This window comes from Serratia sp. B501 (genome assembly GCF_051172315.1).
GTDB classification, from domain to species: Bacteria; Pseudomonadota; Gammaproteobacteria; order Enterobacterales; family Enterobacteriaceae; genus Serratia; species Serratia ureilytica.
This window is the reverse complement of sequence record NZ_JBPIZB010000006.1, coordinates 177,167-196,920: the sequence shown is the minus strand read 5'-3', so window position 1 is coordinate 196,920 and position 19,754 is coordinate 177,167. Positions and strand designations below refer to the sequence as shown.

The 19,754-nt window shown below is 61.9% G+C and carries 22 protein-coding genes and 1 riboswitch; of the genes, 12 read left to right on the top strand and 10 right to left on the bottom strand.

Going from position 1 to position 19,754, the window contains the following annotated elements:
* Nucleotides 1–22 precede the first annotated feature (22 nt).
* From srlB to gutQ, 5 genes are all read left to right on the top strand, one after another.
* Entirely contained in the window at nucleotides 23–385 is a 363-nt protein-coding gene (srlB, locus tag ACSBQV_RS18645) for a PTS glucitol/sorbitol transporter subunit IIA (protein ID WP_099782419.1), read from the top strand.
* A gap of 10 nt (nucleotides 386–395) precedes the next feature.
* Nucleotides 396–1,175 (top strand): sorbitol-6-phosphate dehydrogenase, encoded by a 780-nt coding sequence (srlD, locus tag ACSBQV_RS18640; protein ID WP_099782418.1) that lies wholly within the window; start codon nucleotides 396–398, stop codon nucleotides 1,173–1,175.
* A 46-nt stretch (nucleotides 1,176–1,221) separates the two neighbouring features.
* On the top strand, nucleotides 1,222–1,578 hold the full coding sequence (gene gutM, locus ACSBQV_RS18635; RefSeq protein WP_099782417.1) for a transcriptional regulator GutM: 357 nt from the start codon (nucleotides 1,222–1,224) through the stop codon (nucleotides 1,576–1,578).
* A gap of 83 nt (nucleotides 1,579–1,661) precedes the next feature.
* Nucleotides 1,662–2,435 (top strand): glucitol operon DNA-binding transcriptional repressor SrlR, encoded by a 774-nt coding sequence (gene srlR, locus ACSBQV_RS18630; RefSeq protein WP_016926692.1) that lies wholly within the window; start codon nucleotides 1,662–1,664, stop codon nucleotides 2,433–2,435.
* Nucleotides 2,428–3,399, top strand: coding sequence for an arabinose-5-phosphate isomerase GutQ (gutQ, locus tag ACSBQV_RS18625; RefSeq protein ID WP_049278613.1), 972 nt, complete (start codon nucleotides 2,428–2,430; stop codon nucleotides 3,397–3,399). Before srlR ends, gutQ begins: the two co-directional genes overlap by 8 nt.
* Before the next feature lie 39 nt (nucleotides 3,400–3,438).
* On the opposite strand, the gene ACSBQV_RS18620 is transcribed toward gutQ, so the two are convergent.
* The 4 genes from ACSBQV_RS18620 to ACSBQV_RS18605 all read right to left on the bottom strand — a co-directional run bounded on the left by ACSBQV_RS18620 (nucleotide 3,439) and on the right by ACSBQV_RS18605 (nucleotide 6,410).
* On the bottom strand, nucleotides 3,439–3,897 hold the full coding sequence (locus tag ACSBQV_RS18620; RefSeq protein WP_099782416.1) for an inhibitor of vertebrate lysozyme family protein: 459 nt from the start codon (nucleotides 3,895–3,897) through the stop codon (nucleotides 3,439–3,441).
* An 83-nt stretch (nucleotides 3,898–3,980) separates the two neighbouring features.
* A complete protein-coding gene (gene thiD / locus ACSBQV_RS18615) occupies nucleotides 3,981–4,781 on the bottom strand; it encodes a bifunctional hydroxymethylpyrimidine kinase/phosphomethylpyrimidine kinase (RefSeq protein WP_099782415.1) in 801 nt (266 codons plus the stop codon).
* Nucleotides 4,781–5,572, bottom strand: coding sequence for a hydroxyethylthiazole kinase (thiM, locus tag ACSBQV_RS18610; RefSeq protein WP_099782414.1), 792 nt, complete (start codon nucleotides 5,570–5,572; stop codon nucleotides 4,781–4,783). The genes thiD and thiM overlap by 1 nt, the downstream gene beginning before the upstream one ends.
* 35 nt (nucleotides 5,573–5,607) lie before the next feature.
* Nucleotides 5,608–5,704, bottom strand: a riboswitch (TPP riboswitch).
* A gap of 91 nt (nucleotides 5,705–5,795) precedes the next feature.
* The gene (locus ACSBQV_RS18605) at nucleotides 5,796–6,410 is read right to left on the bottom strand and encodes a TetR/AcrR family transcriptional regulator (RefSeq protein WP_099782413.1); all 615 of its coding nucleotides are present in this window, start codon (nucleotides 6,408–6,410) and stop codon (nucleotides 5,796–5,798) included.
* 217 nt (nucleotides 6,411–6,627) lie between these two features.
* On the opposite strand from ACSBQV_RS18605, the gene ACSBQV_RS18600 reads away from it, so the two are divergent.
* From ACSBQV_RS18600 to ACSBQV_RS18585, 4 genes are all read left to right on the top strand, one after another.
* The gene (locus ACSBQV_RS18600; protein ID WP_099782412.1) at nucleotides 6,628–6,891 is read left to right on the top strand and encodes a YtcA family lipoprotein; all 264 of its coding nucleotides are present in this window, start codon (nucleotides 6,628–6,630) and stop codon (nucleotides 6,889–6,891) included.
* 10 nt (nucleotides 6,892–6,901) lie between these two features.
* The gene (gene mdtN / locus ACSBQV_RS18595) at nucleotides 6,902–7,939 is read left to right on the top strand and encodes a multidrug transporter subunit MdtN (RefSeq protein WP_193160475.1); all 1,038 of its coding nucleotides are present in this window, start codon (nucleotides 6,902–6,904) and stop codon (nucleotides 7,937–7,939) included.
* A 4-nt stretch (nucleotides 7,940–7,943) separates the two neighbouring features.
* Entirely contained in the window at nucleotides 7,944–9,908 is a 1,965-nt protein-coding gene (locus ACSBQV_RS18590; protein WP_099782410.1) for an FUSC family protein, read from the top strand.
* Nucleotides 9,909–9,978: 70 nt separating this feature from the next.
* Nucleotides 9,979–10,404 carry a GNAT family N-acetyltransferase gene (locus ACSBQV_RS18585; protein WP_099782409.1) on the top strand — a complete coding sequence of 142 codons (426 nt, stop codon included), beginning with the start codon at nucleotides 9,979–9,981 and terminating at the stop codon, nucleotides 10,402–10,404.
* On the opposite strand, the gene ACSBQV_RS18580 is transcribed toward ACSBQV_RS18585, so the two are convergent.
* Nucleotides 10,401–11,627, bottom strand: a complete 1,227-nt coding sequence (locus tag ACSBQV_RS18580) for an MFS transporter (protein ID WP_099782408.1) — start codon at nucleotides 11,625–11,627, stop codon at nucleotides 10,401–10,403. The two genes, ACSBQV_RS18585 and ACSBQV_RS18580, sit on opposite strands and share 4 nt — an antisense overlap.
* Before the next feature lie 95 nt (nucleotides 11,628–11,722).
* On the opposite strand from ACSBQV_RS18580, the gene ACSBQV_RS18575 reads away from it, so the two are divergent.
* Nucleotides 11,723–12,172 (top strand): winged helix-turn-helix transcriptional regulator, encoded by a 450-nt coding sequence (locus ACSBQV_RS18575; RefSeq protein WP_042785200.1) that lies wholly within the window; start codon nucleotides 11,723–11,725, stop codon nucleotides 12,170–12,172.
* A 21-nt stretch (nucleotides 12,173–12,193) separates the two neighbouring features.
* Here ACSBQV_RS18575 and ACSBQV_RS18570 read toward each other — a convergent pair whose 3' ends face one another.
* The 3 genes from ACSBQV_RS18570 to ACSBQV_RS18560 are packed head-to-tail and all read right to left on the bottom strand — an operon-like array spanning nucleotide 12,194 to nucleotide 13,417.
* Entirely contained in the window at nucleotides 12,194–12,439 is a 246-nt protein-coding gene (locus tag ACSBQV_RS18570) for a DUF1158 family protein (protein ID WP_047025601.1), read from the bottom strand.
* A 55-nt stretch (nucleotides 12,440–12,494) separates the two neighbouring features.
* The gene (locus ACSBQV_RS18565) at nucleotides 12,495–12,875 is read right to left on the bottom strand and encodes a putative T6SS immunity periplasmic lipoprotein (RefSeq protein WP_049866702.1); all 381 of its coding nucleotides are present in this window, start codon (nucleotides 12,873–12,875) and stop codon (nucleotides 12,495–12,497) included.
* An 8-nt stretch (nucleotides 12,876–12,883) separates the two neighbouring features.
* Complete coding sequence (locus ACSBQV_RS18560; RefSeq protein ID WP_099782407.1) at nucleotides 12,884–13,417, bottom strand: type IV secretion protein Rhs; 534 nt, start codon at nucleotides 13,415–13,417, stop codon at nucleotides 12,884–12,886.
* A gap of 273 nt (nucleotides 13,418–13,690) precedes the next feature.
* Between ACSBQV_RS18560 and rluF the strand changes: the two genes are divergently transcribed.
* Nucleotides 13,691–14,560 (top strand): 23S rRNA pseudouridine(2604) synthase RluF, encoded by an 870-nt coding sequence (rluF, locus tag ACSBQV_RS18555; RefSeq protein ID WP_038873794.1) that lies wholly within the window; start codon nucleotides 13,691–13,693, stop codon nucleotides 14,558–14,560.
* Nucleotides 14,561–14,614: 54 nt separating this feature from the next.
* Here rluF and ACSBQV_RS18550 read toward each other — a convergent pair whose 3' ends face one another.
* Nucleotides 14,615–15,445 (bottom strand): alpha/beta hydrolase, encoded by an 831-nt coding sequence (locus tag ACSBQV_RS18550; protein WP_099782406.1) that lies wholly within the window; start codon nucleotides 15,443–15,445, stop codon nucleotides 14,615–14,617.
* 138 nt (nucleotides 15,446–15,583) lie between these two features.
* On the opposite strand from ACSBQV_RS18550, the gene ACSBQV_RS18545 reads away from it, so the two are divergent.
* A complete protein-coding gene (locus ACSBQV_RS18545; protein ID WP_099782405.1) occupies nucleotides 15,584–16,567 on the top strand; it encodes an AraC family transcriptional regulator in 984 nt (327 codons plus the stop codon).
* Between the two features lie 64 nt (nucleotides 16,568–16,631).
* Here ACSBQV_RS18545 and ACSBQV_RS18540 read toward each other — a convergent pair whose 3' ends face one another.
* The gene (locus ACSBQV_RS18540; RefSeq protein ID WP_099782404.1) at nucleotides 16,632–19,679 is read right to left on the bottom strand and encodes an autotransporter outer membrane beta-barrel domain-containing protein; all 3,048 of its coding nucleotides are present in this window, start codon (nucleotides 19,677–19,679) and stop codon (nucleotides 16,632–16,634) included.
* Nucleotides 19,680–19,754: the final 75 nt, after the last annotated feature.

Sequence of the window (19,754 nt, the reverse complement as noted above, 5' to 3'; positions counted from 1 at the left end):
CATGATTTCCAGGGAGACGTTTATGCACACCATTTTTCATACCACCATCACGCAGATCGGCGGCTGCGCCCGCGACGCGTTGCTGGACAACATGCTGATCACTTTCCGTGAAGGCGCGCCGGCGGATATCGAAGAGTTCTGCTTCATCCACCGCCACGGCGCAACCGTCGGTGAGCTGCAGGTGGGCGGCGTGATGGAGCTGGCGCAGCGGCGCTACGCCATCACCGCCGTCGGCAGCGTCGCCACGCAGAATCTGCGCGAGCTGGGCCACATCACCGTGCGCTTCGACGGCGAAGCCGAAGCCGAATTCCCCGGCTCGATCCACGTATCCGGCCCGACGCCGACCGATATCCCGTTGGGCAGCACGCTGTCATTTATCGCATAAGGAGTAGACCATGTCTGAAGTAGCTGTAGTGATTGGCGGCGGCCAAACGTTAGGCGCCTTTTTGTCCCACGGGCTGGCGCAGGCCGGTTATCGGGTGGCGGTGGCCGATCTGAACGCCGACAACGCCAATCGGGTGGCACAGCAGATCAACGAAGCGTTTGGCGCAGGCAGCGCCTGCGGTTTTCAGGCCGACGCCACCGACGAGCAGAGCGTGATCGCGCTGGCGGCGGCGGTTGACCGGGAATTCGGCCAAACCAACCTGCTGGTGTACAGCGCCGGCATCGCCAAGGCGGCGCCGATCACCGACTTCCCGCTGGGCGACTTCGACCGCTCGCTGCAGGTGAACCTGGTGGGCTATTTCCTCTGCGCCCGCGAGTTCTCGCGCCTGATGATCCGCGACGGCATCGCCGGGCGCATCATTCAGATCAACTCCAAGTCCGGCAAGGTCGGCAGCAAGCACAACTCCGGCTACAGCGCCGCCAAATTCGGCGGCGTGGGGCTAACGCAGTCGCTGGCGCTCGATCTGGCGGAATACGGCATTACCGTGCATTCGCTGATGCTCGGCAACCTGCTGAAATCGCCGATGTTCCAATCGCTGCTGCCGCAGTACGCGCAAAAACTGGGCATCGCGCCGGACCAGGTGGAGCAGTACTACATCGACAAAGTGCCGCTGAAGCGCGGCTGCGACTACCAGGACGTGCTGAACACCCTGCTGTTCTACGCCAGCGATAAGGCCTCTTACTGCACCGGCCAATCGATCAACATCACCGGCGGCCAGGTGATGTTCTGACGCCACCGACGCCCCCTTCCGCGGAAGGGGGCATAAGGAGAACCCCATGACACAAGCTTTGATCGCCTCCGCGCTGCTGGCCTGGCTGCTGCAAATCGCCTTCGGCTGGTGGCAACTGCAACGTTTCAACCGCGCCTTCGACAGCTTATGCCGACTGGGCGCCGTCGGCGTCGGCCGCTCCGGCGGCCGTTTTCGCCCGCGGGTGGTGCTGGCGCTGGCCTTCGACGCCGATCGGCGGGTGTGCGGCAGCCTGTTGCTGCGCGGCCTGACCGTTTTCGCCCGGCCCCGCCCGCTGCCTCATTTGCACGGTTTGCATCAGCGGGATTTGCGCCCGGATGTGATCTTCCCCGAGGATCGCGCATGCCAGTCTGCACTATCGTTAGCGATTGCGCCCAAATCGTGATATTTTCACATTAAAAGACATTACCTTTCATAGTGAATTATTCAGCGAGAGGAAATGCCCCACTCTTGTGAACGGGAATCGCGATGAAACCAAAGCAGCGGCAGGCCGCTATCCTTGAATATCTGCAGCGGCATGGCAAAACGGCAGTGGACGCCCTGGCCGAGCATTTCTCCACCACCGGCACCACCATCCGCAAGGATCTCACCCTGCTGGAAGAAGAAGGCGAGGTGATCCGTACCTACGGCGGCGTGGTGCTCAGCCGCGACGACGGCGATCAGCCGATCGACCGCAAAACCCATATCAACACCGAGAAAAAACGCCGTATCGCCAGCGCCGCCGTGGCGCTGATCGCCGACGGCGACTCGCTGATCTTCGACGCCGGCAGCACGGTGCTGCAGATGGTGCCGCACCTGGCGCAGTTCAATAACATCACGGTGATGACCAACAGCCTGACCATCGTCAACGCGCTGGTGGAACTGGACAACGATCAGACCATCCTGATGCCCGGCGGCACCTACCGCAAAAAATCGGCCTCGTTCCACGGCAGCCTGGCCGAATCGGCGTTTCAGCAATTCAGCTTCGACAAGCTGTTTATCGGCGCGGACGGCGTCGATCTCAACGCCGGCGTCACCACCTTCAACGAAGTGCACAACGTCAGCAAAGCGATGTGCGAAGCCGCCGGCCGCATTATTTTGTTGGTGGACTCCTCGAAATTCGGCCGCAAGAGCCCGAACGTGGTGTGCGAACTCAGCGCCGTCGATACGCTGATCACCGACCGAGACATCAACCCCGATTACCTCGCCGCCCTGCAGGCGAAAGGCATCAATATCATTCTGGTAGGAGACCCCGATGAGTAACGCCAACGCCCTGCTCGCCTTCGCCCGCGAAACGCTGGAGATCGAGTTGACCGAAGCGCAGCGCCTGCTGGCGCGCCTGGATGACAATTTCGTCTGCGCCTGCGAGCTGCTGCTGAACTGCCGCGGCAAAGCGGTGATTTCCGGCATCGGCAAGTCCGGCCATATCGGCAAAAAAATCGCCGCGTCGCTGGCCAGCACCGGCACGCCGTCGTTCTTCGTTCATCCGGCGGAGGCGCTGCACGGCGATCTCGGCATGATCGGCGCCGACGACGTGGTGGTGTTCATCTCCTACTCCGGCCGCGCCAAAGAGCTGGACCTGATCCTGCCGCTGCTGGCGGAGAACGGCATTCCGGTGATCGCCATCACCGGCGGCAAAGAGTCGCCGCTGGCGCAGGCCGCGGCCTGCGTACTGGATATCGGCGTCGAGCGCGAAGCCTGCCCGATGGGGCTGGCGCCCACCTCCAGCGCGGTCAACACCCTGATGATGGGCGACGCCCTGGCGATGGCGCTGATGCGCCAGCGCGGTTTCAATGCGGAAGACTTCGCCCGCTCGCACCCGGGCGGCAGCCTGGGGGCGCGCCTGTTGAACCGCGTGCATCACCTGATGCGCACCGGCGATCGCCTGCCGCGCGTGAGCGAAAGCGCCAACGTGATGGAAGCGATGCTGGAACTGAGCCGCACCGGGCTCGGGTTGGTGGCGGTGTGCGACGCGCAGCAGCGGGTAGTGGGCGTGTTTACCGACGGCGACCTGCGCCGCTGGCTGGTGAAGGGCAACAGCCTGCAGGATCCGCTCAGCCCGGCGATCACCCGCCCCGGCTATCGGCTGCCGGAGCAGTGGCGCGCCGGCGAAGCGCTGGAAGCGCTGCACGAACAGCACATCAGCGCGGCCCCGGTGGTCAACATGGATGGCGTGCTGGTGGGGGCGCTCAACCTGCACGATCTGCATCAGGCCGGCATCGGCTGATCGACGCCGGGGGCGGCATCGTCAGCGCCCCCGGTCAGATCATTTCCAGTCGGGATTGTTCTCGAACTGCTGCTTAAGCAGCGCCTTCATGTCGTCATTCGGCTTGCCGAGCCACTGGTACTTGGCGTATTTCTTCGGATGATCGACGGCTTCCGGCCGATCTTCCACTTCCACCCGCACGCCCCAGGCCTGGGATTTGTCCGCGCTGAACGCCACGATCAAAAAGTTGTTGCCGCAGTCGTGCGGTTTGCACAGGTTGCCGACCAGATACTCTTTGCCCTTCCAGCTCAAGTTTTGCGCCGGCGTAGAGGTGCCGACGCCTTTGCGCGCCCAGCCCGGCATCCGCGCCTGGCCCTTGACCATATTTTGCCAGCTGGCCTGATACCCCGGCTGCTGAATCAAATCCGATGTGGTGACAATCTGCTGAGCAAAGCTGCCTGCGCTGAAGCTGAGCAGTGCGCCGAAGAGGGCGCAACGCAGCGCCTGGTGTCCCGTCATAGTCCTTCTCCCTAGGTTAAATCAGGTTTCGCCCGTAAACCGGGCCTGAACTAGTCAGACCACAGTCGCGGCAAAAAGTTGACTCACCACCAGGCGTGAAAATGATGCACCGGCCCAATGCCGTGCCCCACTTCCAGCGTATCCGCCTGTTGCAGCGCTTGTTGCAGATAGTCCTTGGCGGCGGCCACCGTGGCCGCCCAGTCGGCATGGCGCGGGCGCAGCGCCGCCAGCGCGGCCGAGAGCGTGCAACCGGTGCCGTGGGTGTGGCGGGTGGCGACGCGCGGCGCCGTAAAGCGCTGCTCGCCTTCGGCGGTAAACAGCCAGTCCGGGCTCTCGCTTTCGCTCAGGTGGCCGCCCTTCATCAGCACCGCCCGGCAGCCCATCGCGAGCAGCGCCCGCCCCTGCTCGCGCATCTGCGCTTCATCTTCCGCCGGCGCGCACGCCAGCAGCGCCGCCGCTTCCGGCAGGTTCGGCGTAATGATCGACACCAGCGGCAACAGCTCGCGCCGAATAGACGCCACCGCCTCCGGCGCCAACAGCGGATCGCCGCTTTTCGCCAGCATCACGGTGTCCAGCACCACGAACTCCGGCCGGTAATGGCGCAGCCGTTCGGCCACCGCCTGCACGATGTCGGCGTTGGCCAGCATGCCGATCTTGACGCTGTCGATGCGCACGTCGCTGAACACCGAGTCCAGCTGCGCGGCGACGAACGCCGGATCGATGTAATACACCGACTGCACGCCGCGGGTATTCTGCGCCACCAGCGCGGTGATCGCCGAGGTGCCGTAGGCGCCAAGCGCCGAGAAGGCCTTCAAATCGGCCTGAATGCCGGCGCCGCCGCTGGGATCGGTGCCGGCGATGGTCAGGGCGTTAATGCGTTTCATCACAGATCCTCCCCGCGCAGTTGATACAGGGCATCGAGGAACGCCGGCGTAAAGCTGCCCGGCCCGGCGGCCTGCCTGGCCGCCAGACCGCCGCAGTGGGACATCACCCGGCAGGCGGTCGCCACGTTGTCCAGGCGATCGCCCGGCAGGGCGCAAAACGCCGCCACCACCGCCGACAGCGCGCAGCCGGTGCCCACCACCCGCGTCATCAGCGGGGAGCCGCCTTCGATCGCCCAATCGCACTGGCCGTCGGTGACGTAATCCACCGCGCCGGTGACCGCCACCACCGCGCCGCTGCGCTGCGCCAGCTCACGCGCGGCGGGCAAGGCCGCCAGCGAGTCGTCGCCGCTATCCACGCCGCGGCCGCTGGCCAGCAACCCGCTGAGCGCCATGATTTCCGAGGCGTTGCCGCGTATCGCCGCCGGTTTCTCGTCCAGCAGCTGTTTGGCGAAGGCGGTGCGGTAGGAGAGCGCGCCGACCGCCACCGGATCCAGCGTCCAGGGCTTACCGGCCCGATTGGCGGCGGCCACCGCCGCCCGCATCGATTCGGCGCGCAGCGCGTTAAGGGTGCCGACGTTGATCAGCAGGCCGTCGGCCAGCGCGCCGAACTGCGCCGCCTCTTGCGGCTCCACCACCATCGCCGGGGAGGCGCCGAGCGCCAATAGCACGTTGGCGGTCAGCGATTGCACCACTTCGTTGGTCAGGCAGTGGATCAGCGGAGGCCGCTGTTGGAATTGGGTCAGGCAGGCCGCGGCACGGGCGCCGGGTAGTGCATCAGGTCGAGCGATCATATTCCTCCCAACCGGCGTTCAAGAAGGCGGCGCCGGCTGGGCGGCCGTGACTTCCCTACGCTGGCATTATCCAGATCAGGTAATACGGGTATTTCTCAGCCTTCACGTAGAAGGGCACCCCGAGTCATGAAAATCAATAGGTTGTGATCAACGTTGCGTTAATCCCTGCAGGGGATCATGCCAGTGGCGGCGCGGACAAACAAGCGAATAAATCGGCTCGCACCTAAGCGGTGCTTCCCTCTTTTCCCGCCAGATACAGGCTCAGCACGCCGGGCAGCTCCGCCAGCGTGAACGCCACGCTCTGCGGCGCGGTCTTGAAGATATGGTGCAGCGTACCGGCCACCAGGCTTTGCAACAGCCGGGTTTGCTGCAGGATCTCCGCTTCGGCGGTCTCGGGGCGGCGCAGCTGCAGCACGCGGGCGATCAGCGCCAGGAAGCTGGACTTTTCGTCCGGCAGGTTCATTTCCCGCATCACCGGCAGGTAGTCGGTGTGCTCGCGCAGGTACTGCGCATAGGGTGAAAACAGCCGCTGGATCACCGCTTCAGCGGAGAGGCGCCGCCACTCGTCGTCACTGGCCAACGCCATGTCGCGGATCAGCGCCTCGACCGACTCGGTATGCCGATCCGCCAGCGCTTTGATCACCGCGTGGCGATCGGGAAAGAAGTGATACATCGAGCCGATGGAGGTTTTGGCGTGCTTGGCGAGCCGCTGCATGCTGAGCGCCGCCAGCCCGTCCTGGGCCACGATCGCCGCCGCCGAATCCAGAATGGTTTGTACGCGTTGCCGCCCTCTTTCCTGCTGCGGCTCTCGCCCGGTGATGTGTTCGTCGATTTGCATATTCGTTTCTGCCCGCTGTCATCAACGCATTATACCCATTTGCCGCCGCGAAGGCAGGGCGATACAAAAAACTAGATTAATTCCTCTAGTTTAGAGTAGAGTATTTATTCTAGTTTCCCCTGGCGCAAGCGTGGGGAAGACAAACAGTGACCTCACTCACTGAAAAAGAGTCATTTCATTCGGCCCGTCGCCCAAGCCAATCGCCAGAGAACGCCCTATGCCCGACAAAAAACTGCTTATCTCCTGCCTGACCGCGCTGTTGCTCACCGGGTGCTCGCCGGCACCGTCGATAGTGGTGTTCGGCGCTTCGTTCCCCGACTGGCTGTTTTGCCTGTGCGGCGGCGTGGCGGGCATGGTGGCGATCCACCTGCTGCTGCGCACCCCGGAAAAACGCGCCTGGCTGGCGCCGCAGCTGCTGACGTATCCGGCGCTGACCGCGCTGATCGCCATGCTGATCTGGTTACTGGTTTTCCCCCACTGAGACTGACGCCATGACCCAACCACACACCCCAAACCGGCGTAGACTGCTGGTGCTTGCCATCCTGGCGTTGACGTTCATCGTGGCCGCCGTCGTCGTCTGGCGGGTGGAAAACGCCCCCACTACCGACGATGCCTACGCCTATGCCGACACCATCAACGTGGTGCCGGAGGTGAACGGCCGCATCATCGAGATGCCAATCCGCGACAATCAGGAAGTGCGGCAAGGCGATCTGCTGTTCCGCATCGATCCGCGCCCTTATCTGGATGCGCTGGCGGCCAGCGAGGCCCGCCTGATCACGCTGAATGAACAGATCAAGCTGACGCAGCGTTCGGTCAACGCGCAGCAGTACAATGCCGAATCGATGAACGCCATCGTCAAACGCTCGCAGGCGCTGGTGGCGCAGGCGACCGACACCCTTAACCGCCGGCAGAAACTGCTCGGCAAGAACTACGTTTCGGCGGAAGAAGTGGAAACCGCCCGCACCTCCCAGCGCTCGGCGCAGGCGGAGCTGCAGGCCGCGTTGCTGCAGGCGAAACAGGCGGAAGCCGCCGTCAGCGGCGTCGAGGCCCTGGTCGCGCAGCGCGCCGAAGTGCAGGCCGACATCGCCATCGCCAAACTGAACCTGGAATTCACCGAGGTGAGAGCGCCGTTCGACGGCCGCATCGCCTCCCTGAAAACCACCGTCGGCCAATATGCCTCCAGCGCCAAACCGGTGTTCACCCTGATAGACACCCGCCGCTGGTACGTAGTCGCCAACTTCCGCGAAACCGACCTGAAAGGCGTGCATCCCGGCGTGCCGGCCACGCTGTATCTGATGAGCGACGCCGGCCAGACATTCAGCGGCAAGGTGGAATCGATCAGTTACGGCGTGCAGCCCGACGACGGCGGCACCGTGCTGGGCGGCCTGCCCAACGTGTCGCGCAATATCAACTGGGTGCACGTTTCGCAGCGCTTCCCGGTCAAGATCGCAGTAGAAGCCCCCAACCCGGCGCTGTTCCGCGTGGGCGCTTCGGCGGTGGCGAAGCTGAACCTGCGCCATGAAGAGTAAAACGATGTCTCGCGGTTGGCTGCCTCAACTGATCGACGAGCTGCGCCCTTCTGACAGCCGCATCAACCTGGTGATCCGCGCCCTGCTCTCCAGCGCGATCGCCATCGTGATCTCGCAGACGCTGCAGGTGCCGTGGCTGGCGCTGTCGCTGATTGCTGTCTTCTTTATCACGCAGTCCAATATCGTGATCACCCGCGCGATCGGCATTCTGTTCTTCGTCAGCTCCACGCTGGCGATCGGCGCCGCCATCCTGGTGCTGAAGTTTACCTACGACTACCCGATGCTGCGCATCCTGCTCTCCAGCGCGCTGTTTTTCCTCAGCGTGTTCCTGATGCGGGTGACCAAGGTCGGGGTGCTGTTCTTCCTGATGGCGCTGGTGGTGATCTACACGCAAAGCTTTGTCGATCTCACCCCGCAGGCGGAAGTGGTGATACGGCTGGTGCTGTGGGTCTGGGTGGCGATCAACTACGCCATCTTGCTCACCCTGATCGTCAATACCCTGCTGCTGCCGGCTGAACCGATGAAGCAGTTGAAAAGCCGGATGATCGCGGTGTTGGATGAAACTCGCGCTATGTTGGCCCAAGGCGACGAGACGCGCGATCTGAGCGCCATCTCGCAGCACGCCACCGAGCTGCATAAACTGCTGCGCTTTTCAGTGATGCGCAGCGATCGCTGCCGCGCCAACGAGCCCGGTTATCTGGCGCTGATCACCCTGGTGTTGCAGCTCAATATCCTGGCCTACCAGCTGCCGCCGGCTTTCGGCGCAGCCGCGCGTCAATTGGCGCAAGAGATAGACGCTGCCTGCCGCGCGCTGCAAACGGCGATAAGCCACGACAGCGCGCTGCGATTTTCCGTGGCGATGGCCGGCAGCGACGATCCGCAGGTACCGGCGCCGCTCAATGAAATGGCCACCCACCTGCAGGTCTACGCCAACCGCAGCGACTACGCCGACGCTCTGCAGGCCGCCCCACCGCCGAAAGTGCCCTTCTTTACCCCCGACGCCCTGACCAACCCGGTTTACATCCAGTTTTCGTTGAAAACGCTGCTGACCGTGCTGGTCGCCTACGTGTTTTATACCGCCGTCGATTGGTCCGGCATTCATACCATCATGCTGAGCTGCCTGATCGTGGCGCAGCCCAGCCTCGGTGCCACGCAGCGGCGGGCGCGGCTGCGTCTCGGCGGCGCGGCGATCGGCAGCCTGCTGGCGCTGATCTCGGTGGTGTGGATCATGCCTCACCTCGATAGCCTCGTCGGCTTGCTGCTGCTGACGCTGCCGGTGATCGCCCTCTCCGCCTGGATCGCCGCCGGCTCCGAGAAAATAAGCTATGCCGGGGTACAGATCCTGTTCACCTTTTCCCTGGCGCTGCTGGAAAGCTTCGGCCCGGTCACCGAGCTGACCGAGATCCGCGATCGCCTGATCGGCATCGTGCTGGGGGTAGGGGTCGCCACCTTCATTCACGCCACGCTGTGGCCGGAATACGAAGGGGAGTCGCTGCGGCAGCAGGTTGCCACCGTGCTGCGGGAGCTGGCGCGCTTCCTCGGCGGCGAGAACACCAACGCCATCGGCATCTGGCAAAAGATCGAGGGCTGCGAAGCGGTGGTGGCCCGGGTGACACTGGAGCCTACCTGGCAGTTGGCGGATGATAACCATGAAAGCTTCACCCGGCATATCCAACTGATCTTTAACCAGACGCGCAGCCTGTTGCTGACCAGTGAAAAGCTCAACACCTATCTGACAGGCAGCGGGGCGGCGCTGTCCGTGCAGGAACGCGCGGCGCTGCTCGAGGTGCAACGCCAGGGCGGGCGCGTTCTCGCCGAGTATGCGGCGCAACTTGCCAGCGCGCCGCAAGCGCTGCGGGCGCCCGACTTTCATCCACCGCTGGCTGCCCTGCACGCCGACACCGTGCGCCACCTGGCTCAGGAGCTGAGCGACGGGGTCAATCGCCTGCCCGCCTGGGGTGACGCCTAGCATTTTCCGTTTGTGGCCGTGCACGCCCGGCGCCATGCGCTATAGTGAGCACAAACCACCGGGAGATGCCATGCAGATAAGACCCTACCAAGAGACCGATCGCCCCTTCCTGCGCACGCTGTACCTGGCGTCGCGCAAGGCGGCGTTCGGCTGGCGCGATACCTCAAACTATCAGTTGGAAGATTTCGACGGCGCGACGCTGGGCGAAGCGATTTGGGTGGCGGAAGACGGCGGCGTGCTGCTGGGATTTGTCTCCGTCTACCGCGAAGATAACTTCATTCATAACCTGTATGTCGATCCCCATCAGCCGCCGCGCGGCGTCGGCAGTGCGCTGCTGCAGGCGGCGCAAGCCACTTTCACCGCCACCGGCTCGCTGAAATGCCTGGTGAAAAATGAAAAGGCGCTGGCGTTCTACCGCAAGCACGGCTGGCGCATCATCTCTACCGGCAACGACGGTGAAGAAGATTATTACCTGATGCATTCGCCGGCCCCTTAGCCCTCGGCACCGGCAGTCTCCGGCATCCCGCGCAGCGTCAGCCGCCAAAACAGCAATGCGCTCAGGCTGACGCCCGCCCCCAGCCAACAAACACCGCTCCAGCCCGCCCAGGCGTACACATGGGTGCCGGCAAAGGCGCCCAGCCCGCTGCCGACGGCGTAAAACAGCATGTAGCAGGCCACCAGCCGGCTGTGCGACTGCGGGTGTGCGCTGAAAATCATGCTCTGGTTCAACACGTGGATCGCCTGGCCCGCCAGATCCAGCAGCACGATGCCCGCCACCAGCCAAACCAGGCCGCTGCCGAGCAAACCGAGCGGCAGCCAGGCCAGCGTCAACAGCAGCAGACACGCGCCGCTGGCCGCCTGCCCCAACCCGCGATCCGCCAGATGCCCGGCGCGCACCGCCGCCAGCGCGCCCACCGCGCCGACCAGGCCGAACGCTCCCACTGCGGCATGGGTGAAGTTGAACGGCGGCCGGCTCAGCGGCAACACCAGCGAACTCCAAAAGAGGCTGAAAGCGCCGAACATCAGCAGCGCCAGCATGCCGCGAATTTGCAGCGTGCGGTCATGCAGCAACAGGCTCAGCATTGAACCCAGCAGCGCGGGATAACTCAGCGTGCTGGGCGCGGTGCGTGGCGCTGGCAGCAGGCGCGACAGGATCGGCAGCAATACCAGCGTTACTCCGGCAGAGAAGAAGTACACCGTACGCCAGCCGCCAACGTCCGCCAGCGCGCCGGACAAGGTGCGCGCCAGCAGCAACCCCAGCACTACCCCGCCCTGCGCCGCGCCGACCACCCGTCCGCGCTCCTGCGGCGGTGCCAGGGCGGCGGCGAATGCGATCAGCCCCTGCGTCATGGCGGTGCCCAGTAGCCCCACCAGCAACATCCCCGCCAGCAGCCAGGGCGCGCTGGACGCCCAGCCCACCAGCAGAAGCGCAGCGATCAGTCCCAGCTGTTGCCCCGCCAGCAACCGATGCCGGTTCAGCCGATCCCCCAGCGGCACCACCAACAGCAGCGCCAGCGCGCAGCCCAGTTGGGTCACGGTGATCACCATGCCGACCGCCGCCAGACTGATGGAAAAATCATGGGCGATGGCGTCCAGCAGCGGCTGCGCATAGTAAACGTTGGCCACGCTAAAGGCGCTGGCGGCGGCCAACAGCAGCACCAGGGTGGCCGGCAGGCGCCCCAGCACCGCGCAGGGAGGATCCAACAGTTTGTCGCTCATCGCACACCTCAATCTGGTTTCATTATTAAACCCAATGAACTTTAGGCGCAGAGGTTTTATAATGCAACCAGAATGTGCAGCTGGAGATAACCGTCGTGAAACGTAAAAGCCTGGAAGACGCGCCGTGCCCGGTGGCGCGCACGCTGGATGTGATTGGCGACTGGTGGTCGCTGCTGATCGTGCGCGACGCCTTCGACGGCGTCACCCGCTTCAGCGAATTTCAAAAAGGGCTGGGGATGGCGAAGAACATCCTTGCCACCCGGCTGCGCGCGCTGGTGACGCACGGCGTACTGGAGATCGTGCCCGCCGCAGACGGCAGCGCCTATCAGGAATATGTGCTGACCGAGAAAGGCCGCGCGCTGTTTCCGGTGATCGTCGGCCTGCGCCAGTGGGGGGAAGATCATTTGTTCGCCGAAGGAGAGGCGCATTCAACGCTGGTGGAAAGCGACAGCGGCCGCCCCGTCCCGCGCCTGACGCCGATCGGCAACGCCGGGCAGACGCTCACCCCGCTGAATACCCGGGTGGTGAAGGTGGGGGAACGGTGATGAGAGTTAATGACGGTGTCCTCAGCTCACCCGTTGAAAGATTAGGCGGATAAAGAACCATTCCAGACATCCAGCCAACAGATAAACCGCGCCAAAAACGAGCGCGCCAAACCATTCCGTATCGTTAAAATGAAAAAACTCACTGGCGTCAATCAGCCAAGCGGTTTGATTCTGGTTTAGCCTGGGTACAGGAAAAAGCTTTATTGTCAGCACAGCCAGCCCAACAACAGCCAATACGTTAGCGAGCAACAGGGCAAATTTTTTCATAGCCTTTCATTCTACAACCTAACGCAGCCCAACAAACTGAACCTAAGAACATACGTTAATCGTTAACCCTCAGGTTGCCCCGTTCGTCGGAGACAACCATGAATGCGGCGGTAATCAAATGCGAACCTTCGGGTGTCTGTACATCGTAGGCGACGGAATAGCGCCTCCCTGGCCGAAAAGCATAGTCGAATACCGGCATGCACCTCCCCGGTTCAACAAAAAAAGCGTCATTATCGATATCTTTAATGAGCTTATCGCCTGATTCGCTATAAATCTGAACGAAGCGGATATTATCCCCCGCCTTCATAGAAGAAAGAATGCAGACATGGTTATCTTTGGCAGTGACGACGGCGGGGAAACGCGGAGTAAACTTATCGCCAGGCCCCGGACAGCCGACCAAAAAGCAGGCCGTGAATAGAACCACATATTTTTTCATGCTCCCTCTCATCCCCTAATAATTTTTTGATAAAGTGCATGAATGTCACGCAAACTATCGGTTCCCCTGTACCTACCCACTCGTCCAGGACGTTGATAATAACGCCACGTTTCAATACCATAAACCAACAGCAACCAGTAATCAGCAAAAATCGAAGCTTGTTGTTCCAGCGAGTAATCAGTAATTTTATTTCTATCAAGACGATAGTTGTACTCAGCCGCCCAACTAAACAACCCACGCATTCTTACCCATTGTCCATGCTGATGTTGCCATACATGCCCCAATTCATGGATGAAAAGATGTTTATCTTCTATCAGAACCCTATTATCAGAAAAATCGTCTTTATAGAGCTCCCTCCGTAACCATAACTCACCATTAGGTGCCATGGCATAACTTCTGTTTTGTAAGCCAAACGGAAAATAGCTATCACAGCGTATCCATACACGACCATATATAATTGAGTTTCCATATATATGGCGAGCCAATTTTATTTCCCCTATGGTCATACGTCGTAATATCCCTTCTTCGGCCAATGCGTTCATTTATCCCTCCTTGAATTTATCAATATCCTAATACTTTTTTAAAATGAATCTATACATGAACTCTTAAAGAATTGCATTTGGCATAATCCATTTATAACTTGAATGACTTTCAGGGAAATCCCCATCGATTTTCTATAATTAATTAAACGAAAAAAAATATTGCAAATACCTTTGTAGCAACCGTGGTCAGGATACGCTTATCCAGCCCCCCCTGCATGATTCGCTTCGCAGCGCCATCCGGGTAATGTATAGTCCGCGTTTTACGGAGATCCCATGCTGACTAACTCATCCATTCGTCTGAACAAATACATTAGCGAGAGCGGTATCTGCTCGCGCCGCGACGCCGATCGATACATCGAACAGGGCAACGTTTTCATCAACGGTAAACGCGCCACCGTTGGCGCCCAGGTATTTGCCGGCGATGTGGTGAAGGTTAACGGTCAGCTGATCGAACCGCGCAATGAAGAAGATCTGGTGCTGATCGCGCTGAACAAACCGGTCGGCATCGTCACCACCACCGAAGATGGCGAGCGCGACAACATCGCCGACTTCGTCAACCACAGCAAACGCATCTTCCCGATCGGCCGCTTGGACAAGGATTCGCAGGGGCTGATCTTTCTGACCAACCACGGTGACCTGGTCAACAAGATCCTGCGCGCCGGCAACAATCACGAGAAAGAGTATCTGGTGACGGTCAACAAGCCGGTGACCGACGAGTTTATTCGCGGCATGGGCGCCGGCGTGCCGATGCTGGGCACGGTGACCAAAAAGTGCAAGGTGAAGAAAGAAGCGCCGTTCGTGTTCCGCATCACGCTAGTGCAGGGGCTGAACCGCCAGATCCGCCGCATGTGCGAACACTTCGGCTACGAGGTCACCAAGCTGGAACGCACGCGCATCATGAACGTGAGCCTGAAAGGCTTGCCGCTGGGCGAATGGCGCGATCTGACCGATGACGAGCTGATCGAGCTGTTCAAACTGATTGAAGGCTCTTCGTCCGAGGCCAAGCCGGCGAAGAAGGCCCCGGCCAAATCCGCCGCGGCGAAAAAGCCGAGCACCGGCGGGCCGAAAGGCGCCGACAAAGCCGCTGCGCCGGCCGGACGCAAACGCTTTGCCCAGCCAGGGCGCAAGAAAAAAGGGCGTTAAACGCCCTTCGCCCTCGCCAAGCCCGCCGTTGTGCGGGCTTTTTTATCGTGGAAATCAGTCCAGGCTCCCCGCCACCGGCGCCTGCGCCCAATCGAGCGCGAAATCGGCCACCGCCTCCCAGCCCTGTTCGCCGCAGGTATAGTGGCTGCGGCCAGGGAACAGCTTGTAAGCGCTGATGGCCTGCGAACCCTTGGCGTTTTTCTCGTAGTTCTCACGCTGCACCGCCGGCGGCAAAATATGATCGTTGCCACCGGCGATAAACAGCAGCGGTGCGCGATCGCCGTTGGCGAAGTTGTAGGTAGTCGCCGCATCCGGCGTAAAGTTGGCCAATCCGCCCTGGAACAGCATGCGCCCCGATACCGGCACCGAGTAGCGATCGTACACCGCTTTAGAGGCTTCCAGGCTGAGGTTGTTGGTGAAAGCGTAGTGGAATTCCTTCTCGCTAATCGGCACGGCGCGATGCAGGTTAGCCGGGTTGCGCAGCACCGGGAAGGTGGCTTTGATTTCGCTGAACGGCAGCGCTTTCACCCCTTTCACCGCCGCACCGTCGATAGAGACGCCCGCAGAACCGAAGCCGCCATCCAGCAGCAGCTGCACAAACGCGCCGCCGAACGAGTGCCCCATGATGATCGGCTTACCGCCGAGTGCGCCGATCACCGCCGCCAGGTGTTCGTACACCTCGCGCACGCCCAGGTTCACCAACGGCGAAGGATCGCGGCGCAGCGCCTCAACGCCGGCAACGCCGGGTTCAATGCCCGGATAACCGGGCGTGATCACCCTCATGCCCCGCTGCTCGTAGCGAGTGACCCAATGCTCCCACGACAGCGGCGTCATCCAGAGCCCGTGAATTAAAACTACCGTGTCGGTCTGCGCTGCTGGCGCCATAATGCTTACCCCATGCCATCGTTAACGAAAGCGCCTCACCCTACGGCGGAACGCTGCTTTCTCCTCGAATAGCCTTTGACGTCGGCGATATTCTGTAGAGATGATGTACAAATTATAGAAGCGATACAGGCGCACAACATGACCCAAAAGCCGGAATTCTTTGCTGAAACGCCGCCGTATAAAGAGAATGAGGCAGAGCCCTTCGCTTTCAAGCGCGACGCCTTCTCTGAAGTGCTGGAGCTGATTCGCGTGCGCGGCAATACGGTGTTTACCTGCGCGGCATCGGCGCCGTTCGGCTGGCGCTTTCCCGCCGGCAAGCACCGGCTGCACATCATCAGAAGCGGCAGCGTGGCCATTGAGGTGGAAGGCGATTCGCGGATATACCCTGCTTCGCAGGGCGATTTGGTGATGCTGATTCACGGCCACGCCCACACCATCGCCGACCAGCCGGGCCGCCCGGCGCACGATCTGGCGGCGCTGGCGCATAGCCACTATCACCGCGAGAGCCTGACGCTCGGCCACGGTGAAACCACCTGGCTGTGCGGCGATTTCGGCTTTGACGGCATGCTGTCGCAACGCCTGCTGTCGGTGCTGCCGCCGGTCTTGATCCTGAAAGGCCTGCGCGAACGGCCGTTCGAGTGGCTGGAGCTGAGCTGCCACTTCATTCTCGACGAGGCGCTCAACCCGCGCGCAGGCGCCGCCGCCATGATCTCGCGCCTGCTCGACGTGATCTTCGTGCAGCTGCTGCGCACCTGGGCGACGGAAGGCGAAGCCGGGCACGGCTGGCTTTCCGGCGCGATAGACTCGCGCATCAGCCCCGCCATGAGCGCCATTCACGCGGAGCCCGGTCGCGCCTGGAACGTGCCGGAACTTGCCGCGCTGGCCAACCTGTCGCGTTCGGCCTTTGCCGAGCGTTTCCAGCGCATTGTCGGCCAAGCGCCGCTCAGCTATCTCACCAGTTGGCGGCTGGATCGCGCCGCAGAGCTGCTACGCTACAGCCGCGCTTCGGTGGCGCAGATCGCCAACCGGGTCGGCTATACCTCCGAAGCGGCGTTCAGCCGCGCGTTTCGCGGCCGTTACGAACTCTCGCCGATGCAGTGGCGCAAGCTGGCGGCGGTTTAGCCCTCACCATAAAAAAGCCCGCATCACGCGGGCCTGCAAGTACCAGAGAAGTCTAGAGGAAAAATCAGAACGACCAGCGCAGGTTGGCGTTGACCGAATTGACGCGGGTATCGGCGCCGAATTGCCCCTGATAGCCGACATCCAGCGTCGCAGCGCGCGACAGCTTCACGCTCACGCCGATATCGCCCACCATCACGTTGTCATCCACGGCCTGGCCCTGAGTGACGAACGCGTCGCTGCCGGCAAACGCCATGCGCGATGAGGTGTTCTTATCGCCGTAGGCATGCTGCCAGCCGAGCGAGCCGTAAAGGCTGACGTTCTTCGGCAGTTCGGTCACGCCGCGCACCCCGAGCGTGGAGTAGAAGGTGTCCATCGTTTCATTGCGCACGCTCAGCGCCGCCGCGCCACCCGACTCCTGGAAGCTGTCGGTATGCAGGCGGATGTAGCTCAGGTTGATGAACGGTTCGACGTTCATCTCCGGCTGGCCGAAACGGTAACCCGCTTCGGTAAACGCCAGCAGCGAGTTGGCGTCATAATCCGACTTCAGCCGATCCGAGAAGCCGCTGAAATCGACGTTGCGCTTGCCTTCAATCTTGTGCCAGGTGTAACCCAGCGCGCCGCGCAGCGAGAACGCATCCTGTTGCCCGGCCGCATACAGGCCGAGGTGGTAGTTGTCGGTATCGGCCTTGGAGCGGCGGCTGTCGACGTCATAATCGCCGCGGCTGTAACCGAAGTAACCGCCGATGCGCACGTTATGGTCCGCCAGCTTGCGATCCGCCCCCAACAGGAAACCGGTGGTGTTGCCATCCAGTTTGCCCACGTTGCCGTTGCCGCTGTTCCTGCCCCAGGAACTGAAGGTCTGGCCCCAGACGCCGCTATTTTGCGCCTGCGCCGGTTGCACCAGCGACATCGCCAACGGCGGTACCGGCAGACTGTCATTGTCGAACAGGCGCAGCATGCGCTGGTTCAGCACGTTGAACAGCTGGGTGCTACCGGCGATCAGGTTAGACTGCATCGACGGATAGACTTCGCCGGACAGCTGATTGAACGCCTCACGCGCTTCCGGCGCGCTCAGCAGCAGCAGCGAGTTGTACAGCGCCAGTGAAGGACCGCGCTGCGCCAGCGTGGAGAGCGCGCCGGCGGTATTCCACTGGTTGCCGCTCTCGGCCACCGTTTGGAAAATGCCCGGCTTGCCGCTGCCTGGACTCTCGCCCCCCGGATTTTCCCCGCCTGGGTTTTCTCCGCCCGGATTCTCGCCCCCTGGATTCTCACCGCCAGGGTTTTCTCCACCCGGATTCTCACCACCTGGATTTTCCCCACCCGGATTCTCACCGCCCGGGTTTTCACCGCCCGTGTCTTTCTGGGCGATGGTCAGATCCACGGCGTTGGCGCTGTGCTTCAACGCCACATCGAGGAAGGCGGACTTGGAGACCGCCGACGCGAACTGGCCGTCAATGCCGCCGTCCGAGGTCAGAATACGGTAGCTTTGGCCGGTTTTATAGCTGGCTTGCGGATCCAGCGCCGTAACCTGCACCTTGGCTTGATCGCTGATAGTGGTTTTGCCCGCCACCAACAGTTGATCGCTGCGGCCGTCGCCGGCGATATCGACGTCATAGAAGGATTCGCCGATAAAGTTCAGGTAGCGTTTCAGCGTCAACGTGCCGATATTGCCGTCGCCGGGAGAGATATGGCCGCCGGACTGGATCTCGGTCTGGCCCAGCGTGCCGTTGCCGCCCAGCGTGCCGCCGGCCTTGATCGATGCGGCGCTGCTGTACCCTTGCCCGTTATTGACATCGGCACCCGCCGTCGCGTTAAGGATCAGCGTGCCGCCGTTCTCGGCGCCGAGGGTTTGGATCTCGAAGATGTCGTCTTCTTTCTGGGTATTGATGTCGCTGGCGATGATGAGTTTGCCACCGCGCGCGGTGACGTTCGCCTGCAGCCCGGTGAGATCGCCGTTCAGCGTCGTGTGCCCGGCGGTGTTGATCACCTCGCCTTCGCCGCTCATCTTGTTGCTGAAAACGTAATTGCCGTCGGTATGGTTAAAGTACACATAGCTGCCGAACAATCCGCCCCGCAGGGCGATCGCCGTCTGGGCATCGATAGCGCCAGCGGCGCCCGCCGCGCCGAGCGTCGGCTCGGTCAACCCGGTGCCGGTGTCCATATTGCCGCGGCTGCCGATAATCAGCGCACCGCGGTTAGAGCCGGAACCGGTCTCACCCAGCACCACTTCGTTGCCGCCGGCGGAGAATGCCCCGCCGTCCATGACCGCCAACACGCCGTTGCCGTAATCGCCGACGTTAACGGTGCTGCCGCTGGTCACGCGCGAACCGCTGCCGGCGATCACCAGCTCGGCGGTTTTACGCGCGCCGGATACACCCGCCACCTGGATGCTGCCGACGTTGACCGCAGCGCCGTTCAGCACGTCCAGATCGCCGTAGAGCGTGAGCGCACGGCCGACGTTCCACTGGGAATTGGCTCCAGTGACCGTGGCTTTCGGGCTCAACGTATCGGTCTCACCCGGCCCGCTGCCATTGCCGATGCGTGCGTCAAAGGCAGTGCTCAATACCGCGCCGTCTTCAATCGCCAGCGTGGAACGTGCCCCCAGATCGGTGCCGACGCTGAGAAAATTGCTGGTAACGCGAGAACCGGCGCCGGTGGCGATAAGGTGGCTGTCATAGCCACGGGTGGTGCCGACCACGATCTCTTTCGCGCTGGCCAGCGCACCGTCTTCAACCCGCAAAGTGCCCCGCCCCAGATTGAGGCCGCCGCGCAGCACGAACTGATCGTTCACCGCATTCAGCTCGGCGTTCGGCCCGCGGACCGTGACTACGCTGTCATGAATTTGGCCGTTGAACATCCGGCCGATATTGATGTTATAGGCGCTGATCTTGCCATTCTCGATCAGCAGGTTGCCGCTTTGGTTACGGCCGACGTAAACGTCCCCGGTGTAGGCCAATGATTCGGTAATTTTTGAGTCGCCGTCAAAAATGGCATCGTCTGCGCGAGCGATATCGGCGGGCGCCAGCATCAACAGCGGCGCGGAAAATAGAGCGAGGTAAAGTTTGGAAAGCGGTGTTTTAACCGCTAAAGAATGCGATGTCGTGTCATTCACGGGCTATCTCCGTACTCGTTAGCGTGATGTCGCGGAATGTATTGTTATAAGAAAACTCAATGCGCTAGAGGAGGT

Bases quoted from the DNA above. Each gene is read 5' to 3' on its own strand.
- srlB (WP_099782419.1), top strand. From the start codon at position 23: ATGCACACCATTTTTCATACCACCATCACGCAGATCGGCGGCTGCGCC.
- srlD (WP_099782418.1), top strand. From the start codon at position 396: ATGTCTGAAGTAGCTGTAGTGATTGGCGGCGGCCAAACGTTAGGCGCC.
- gutM (WP_099782417.1), top strand. From the start codon at position 1,222: ATGACACAAGCTTTGATCGCCTCCGCGCTGCTGGCCTGGCTGCTGCAA.
- srlR (WP_016926692.1), top strand. From the start codon at position 1,662: ATGAAACCAAAGCAGCGGCAGGCCGCTATCCTTGAATATCTGCAGCGG.
- gutQ (WP_049278613.1), top strand. From the start codon at position 2,428: ATGAGTAACGCCAACGCCCTGCTCGCCTTCGCCCGCGAAACGCTGGAG.
- ACSBQV_RS18620 (WP_099782416.1), bottom strand. From the start codon at position 3,897: ATGACGGGACACCAGGCGCTGCGTTGCGCCCTCTTCGGCGCACTGCTC.
- thiD (WP_099782415.1), bottom strand. From the start codon at position 4,781: ATGAAACGCATTAACGCCCTGACCATCGCCGGCACCGATCCCAGCGGC.
- thiM (WP_099782414.1), bottom strand. From the start codon at position 5,572: ATGATCGCTCGACCTGATGCACTACCCGGCGCCCGTGCCGCGGCCTGC.
- ACSBQV_RS18605 (WP_099782413.1), bottom strand. From the start codon at position 6,410: ATGCAAATCGACGAACACATCACCGGGCGAGAGCCGCAGCAGGAAAGA.
- ACSBQV_RS18600 (WP_099782412.1), top strand. From the start codon at position 6,628: ATGCCCGACAAAAAACTGCTTATCTCCTGCCTGACCGCGCTGTTGCTC.
- mdtN (WP_193160475.1), top strand. From the start codon at position 6,902: ATGACCCAACCACACACCCCAAACCGGCGTAGACTGCTGGTGCTTGCC.
- ACSBQV_RS18590 (WP_099782410.1), top strand. From the start codon at position 7,944: ATGTCTCGCGGTTGGCTGCCTCAACTGATCGACGAGCTGCGCCCTTCT.
- ACSBQV_RS18585 (WP_099782409.1), top strand. From the start codon at position 9,979: ATGCAGATAAGACCCTACCAAGAGACCGATCGCCCCTTCCTGCGCACG.
- ACSBQV_RS18580 (WP_099782408.1), bottom strand. From the start codon at position 11,627: ATGAGCGACAAACTGTTGGATCCTCCCTGCGCGGTGCTGGGGCGCCTG.
- ACSBQV_RS18570 (WP_047025601.1), bottom strand. From the start codon at position 12,439: ATGAAAAAATTTGCCCTGTTGCTCGCTAACGTATTGGCTGTTGTTGGG.
- ACSBQV_RS18565 (WP_049866702.1), bottom strand. From the start codon at position 12,875: ATGAAAAAATATGTGGTTCTATTCACGGCCTGCTTTTTGGTCGGCTGT.
- ACSBQV_RS18560 (WP_099782407.1), bottom strand. From the start codon at position 13,417: ATGAACGCATTGGCCGAAGAAGGGATATTACGACGTATGACCATAGGG.
- rluF (WP_038873794.1), top strand. From the start codon at position 13,691: ATGCTGACTAACTCATCCATTCGTCTGAACAAATACATTAGCGAGAGC.
- ACSBQV_RS18550 (WP_099782406.1), bottom strand. From the start codon at position 15,445: ATGGCGCCAGCAGCGCAGACCGACACGGTAGTTTTAATTCACGGGCTC.
- ACSBQV_RS18545 (WP_099782405.1), top strand. From the start codon at position 15,584: ATGACCCAAAAGCCGGAATTCTTTGCTGAAACGCCGCCGTATAAAGAG.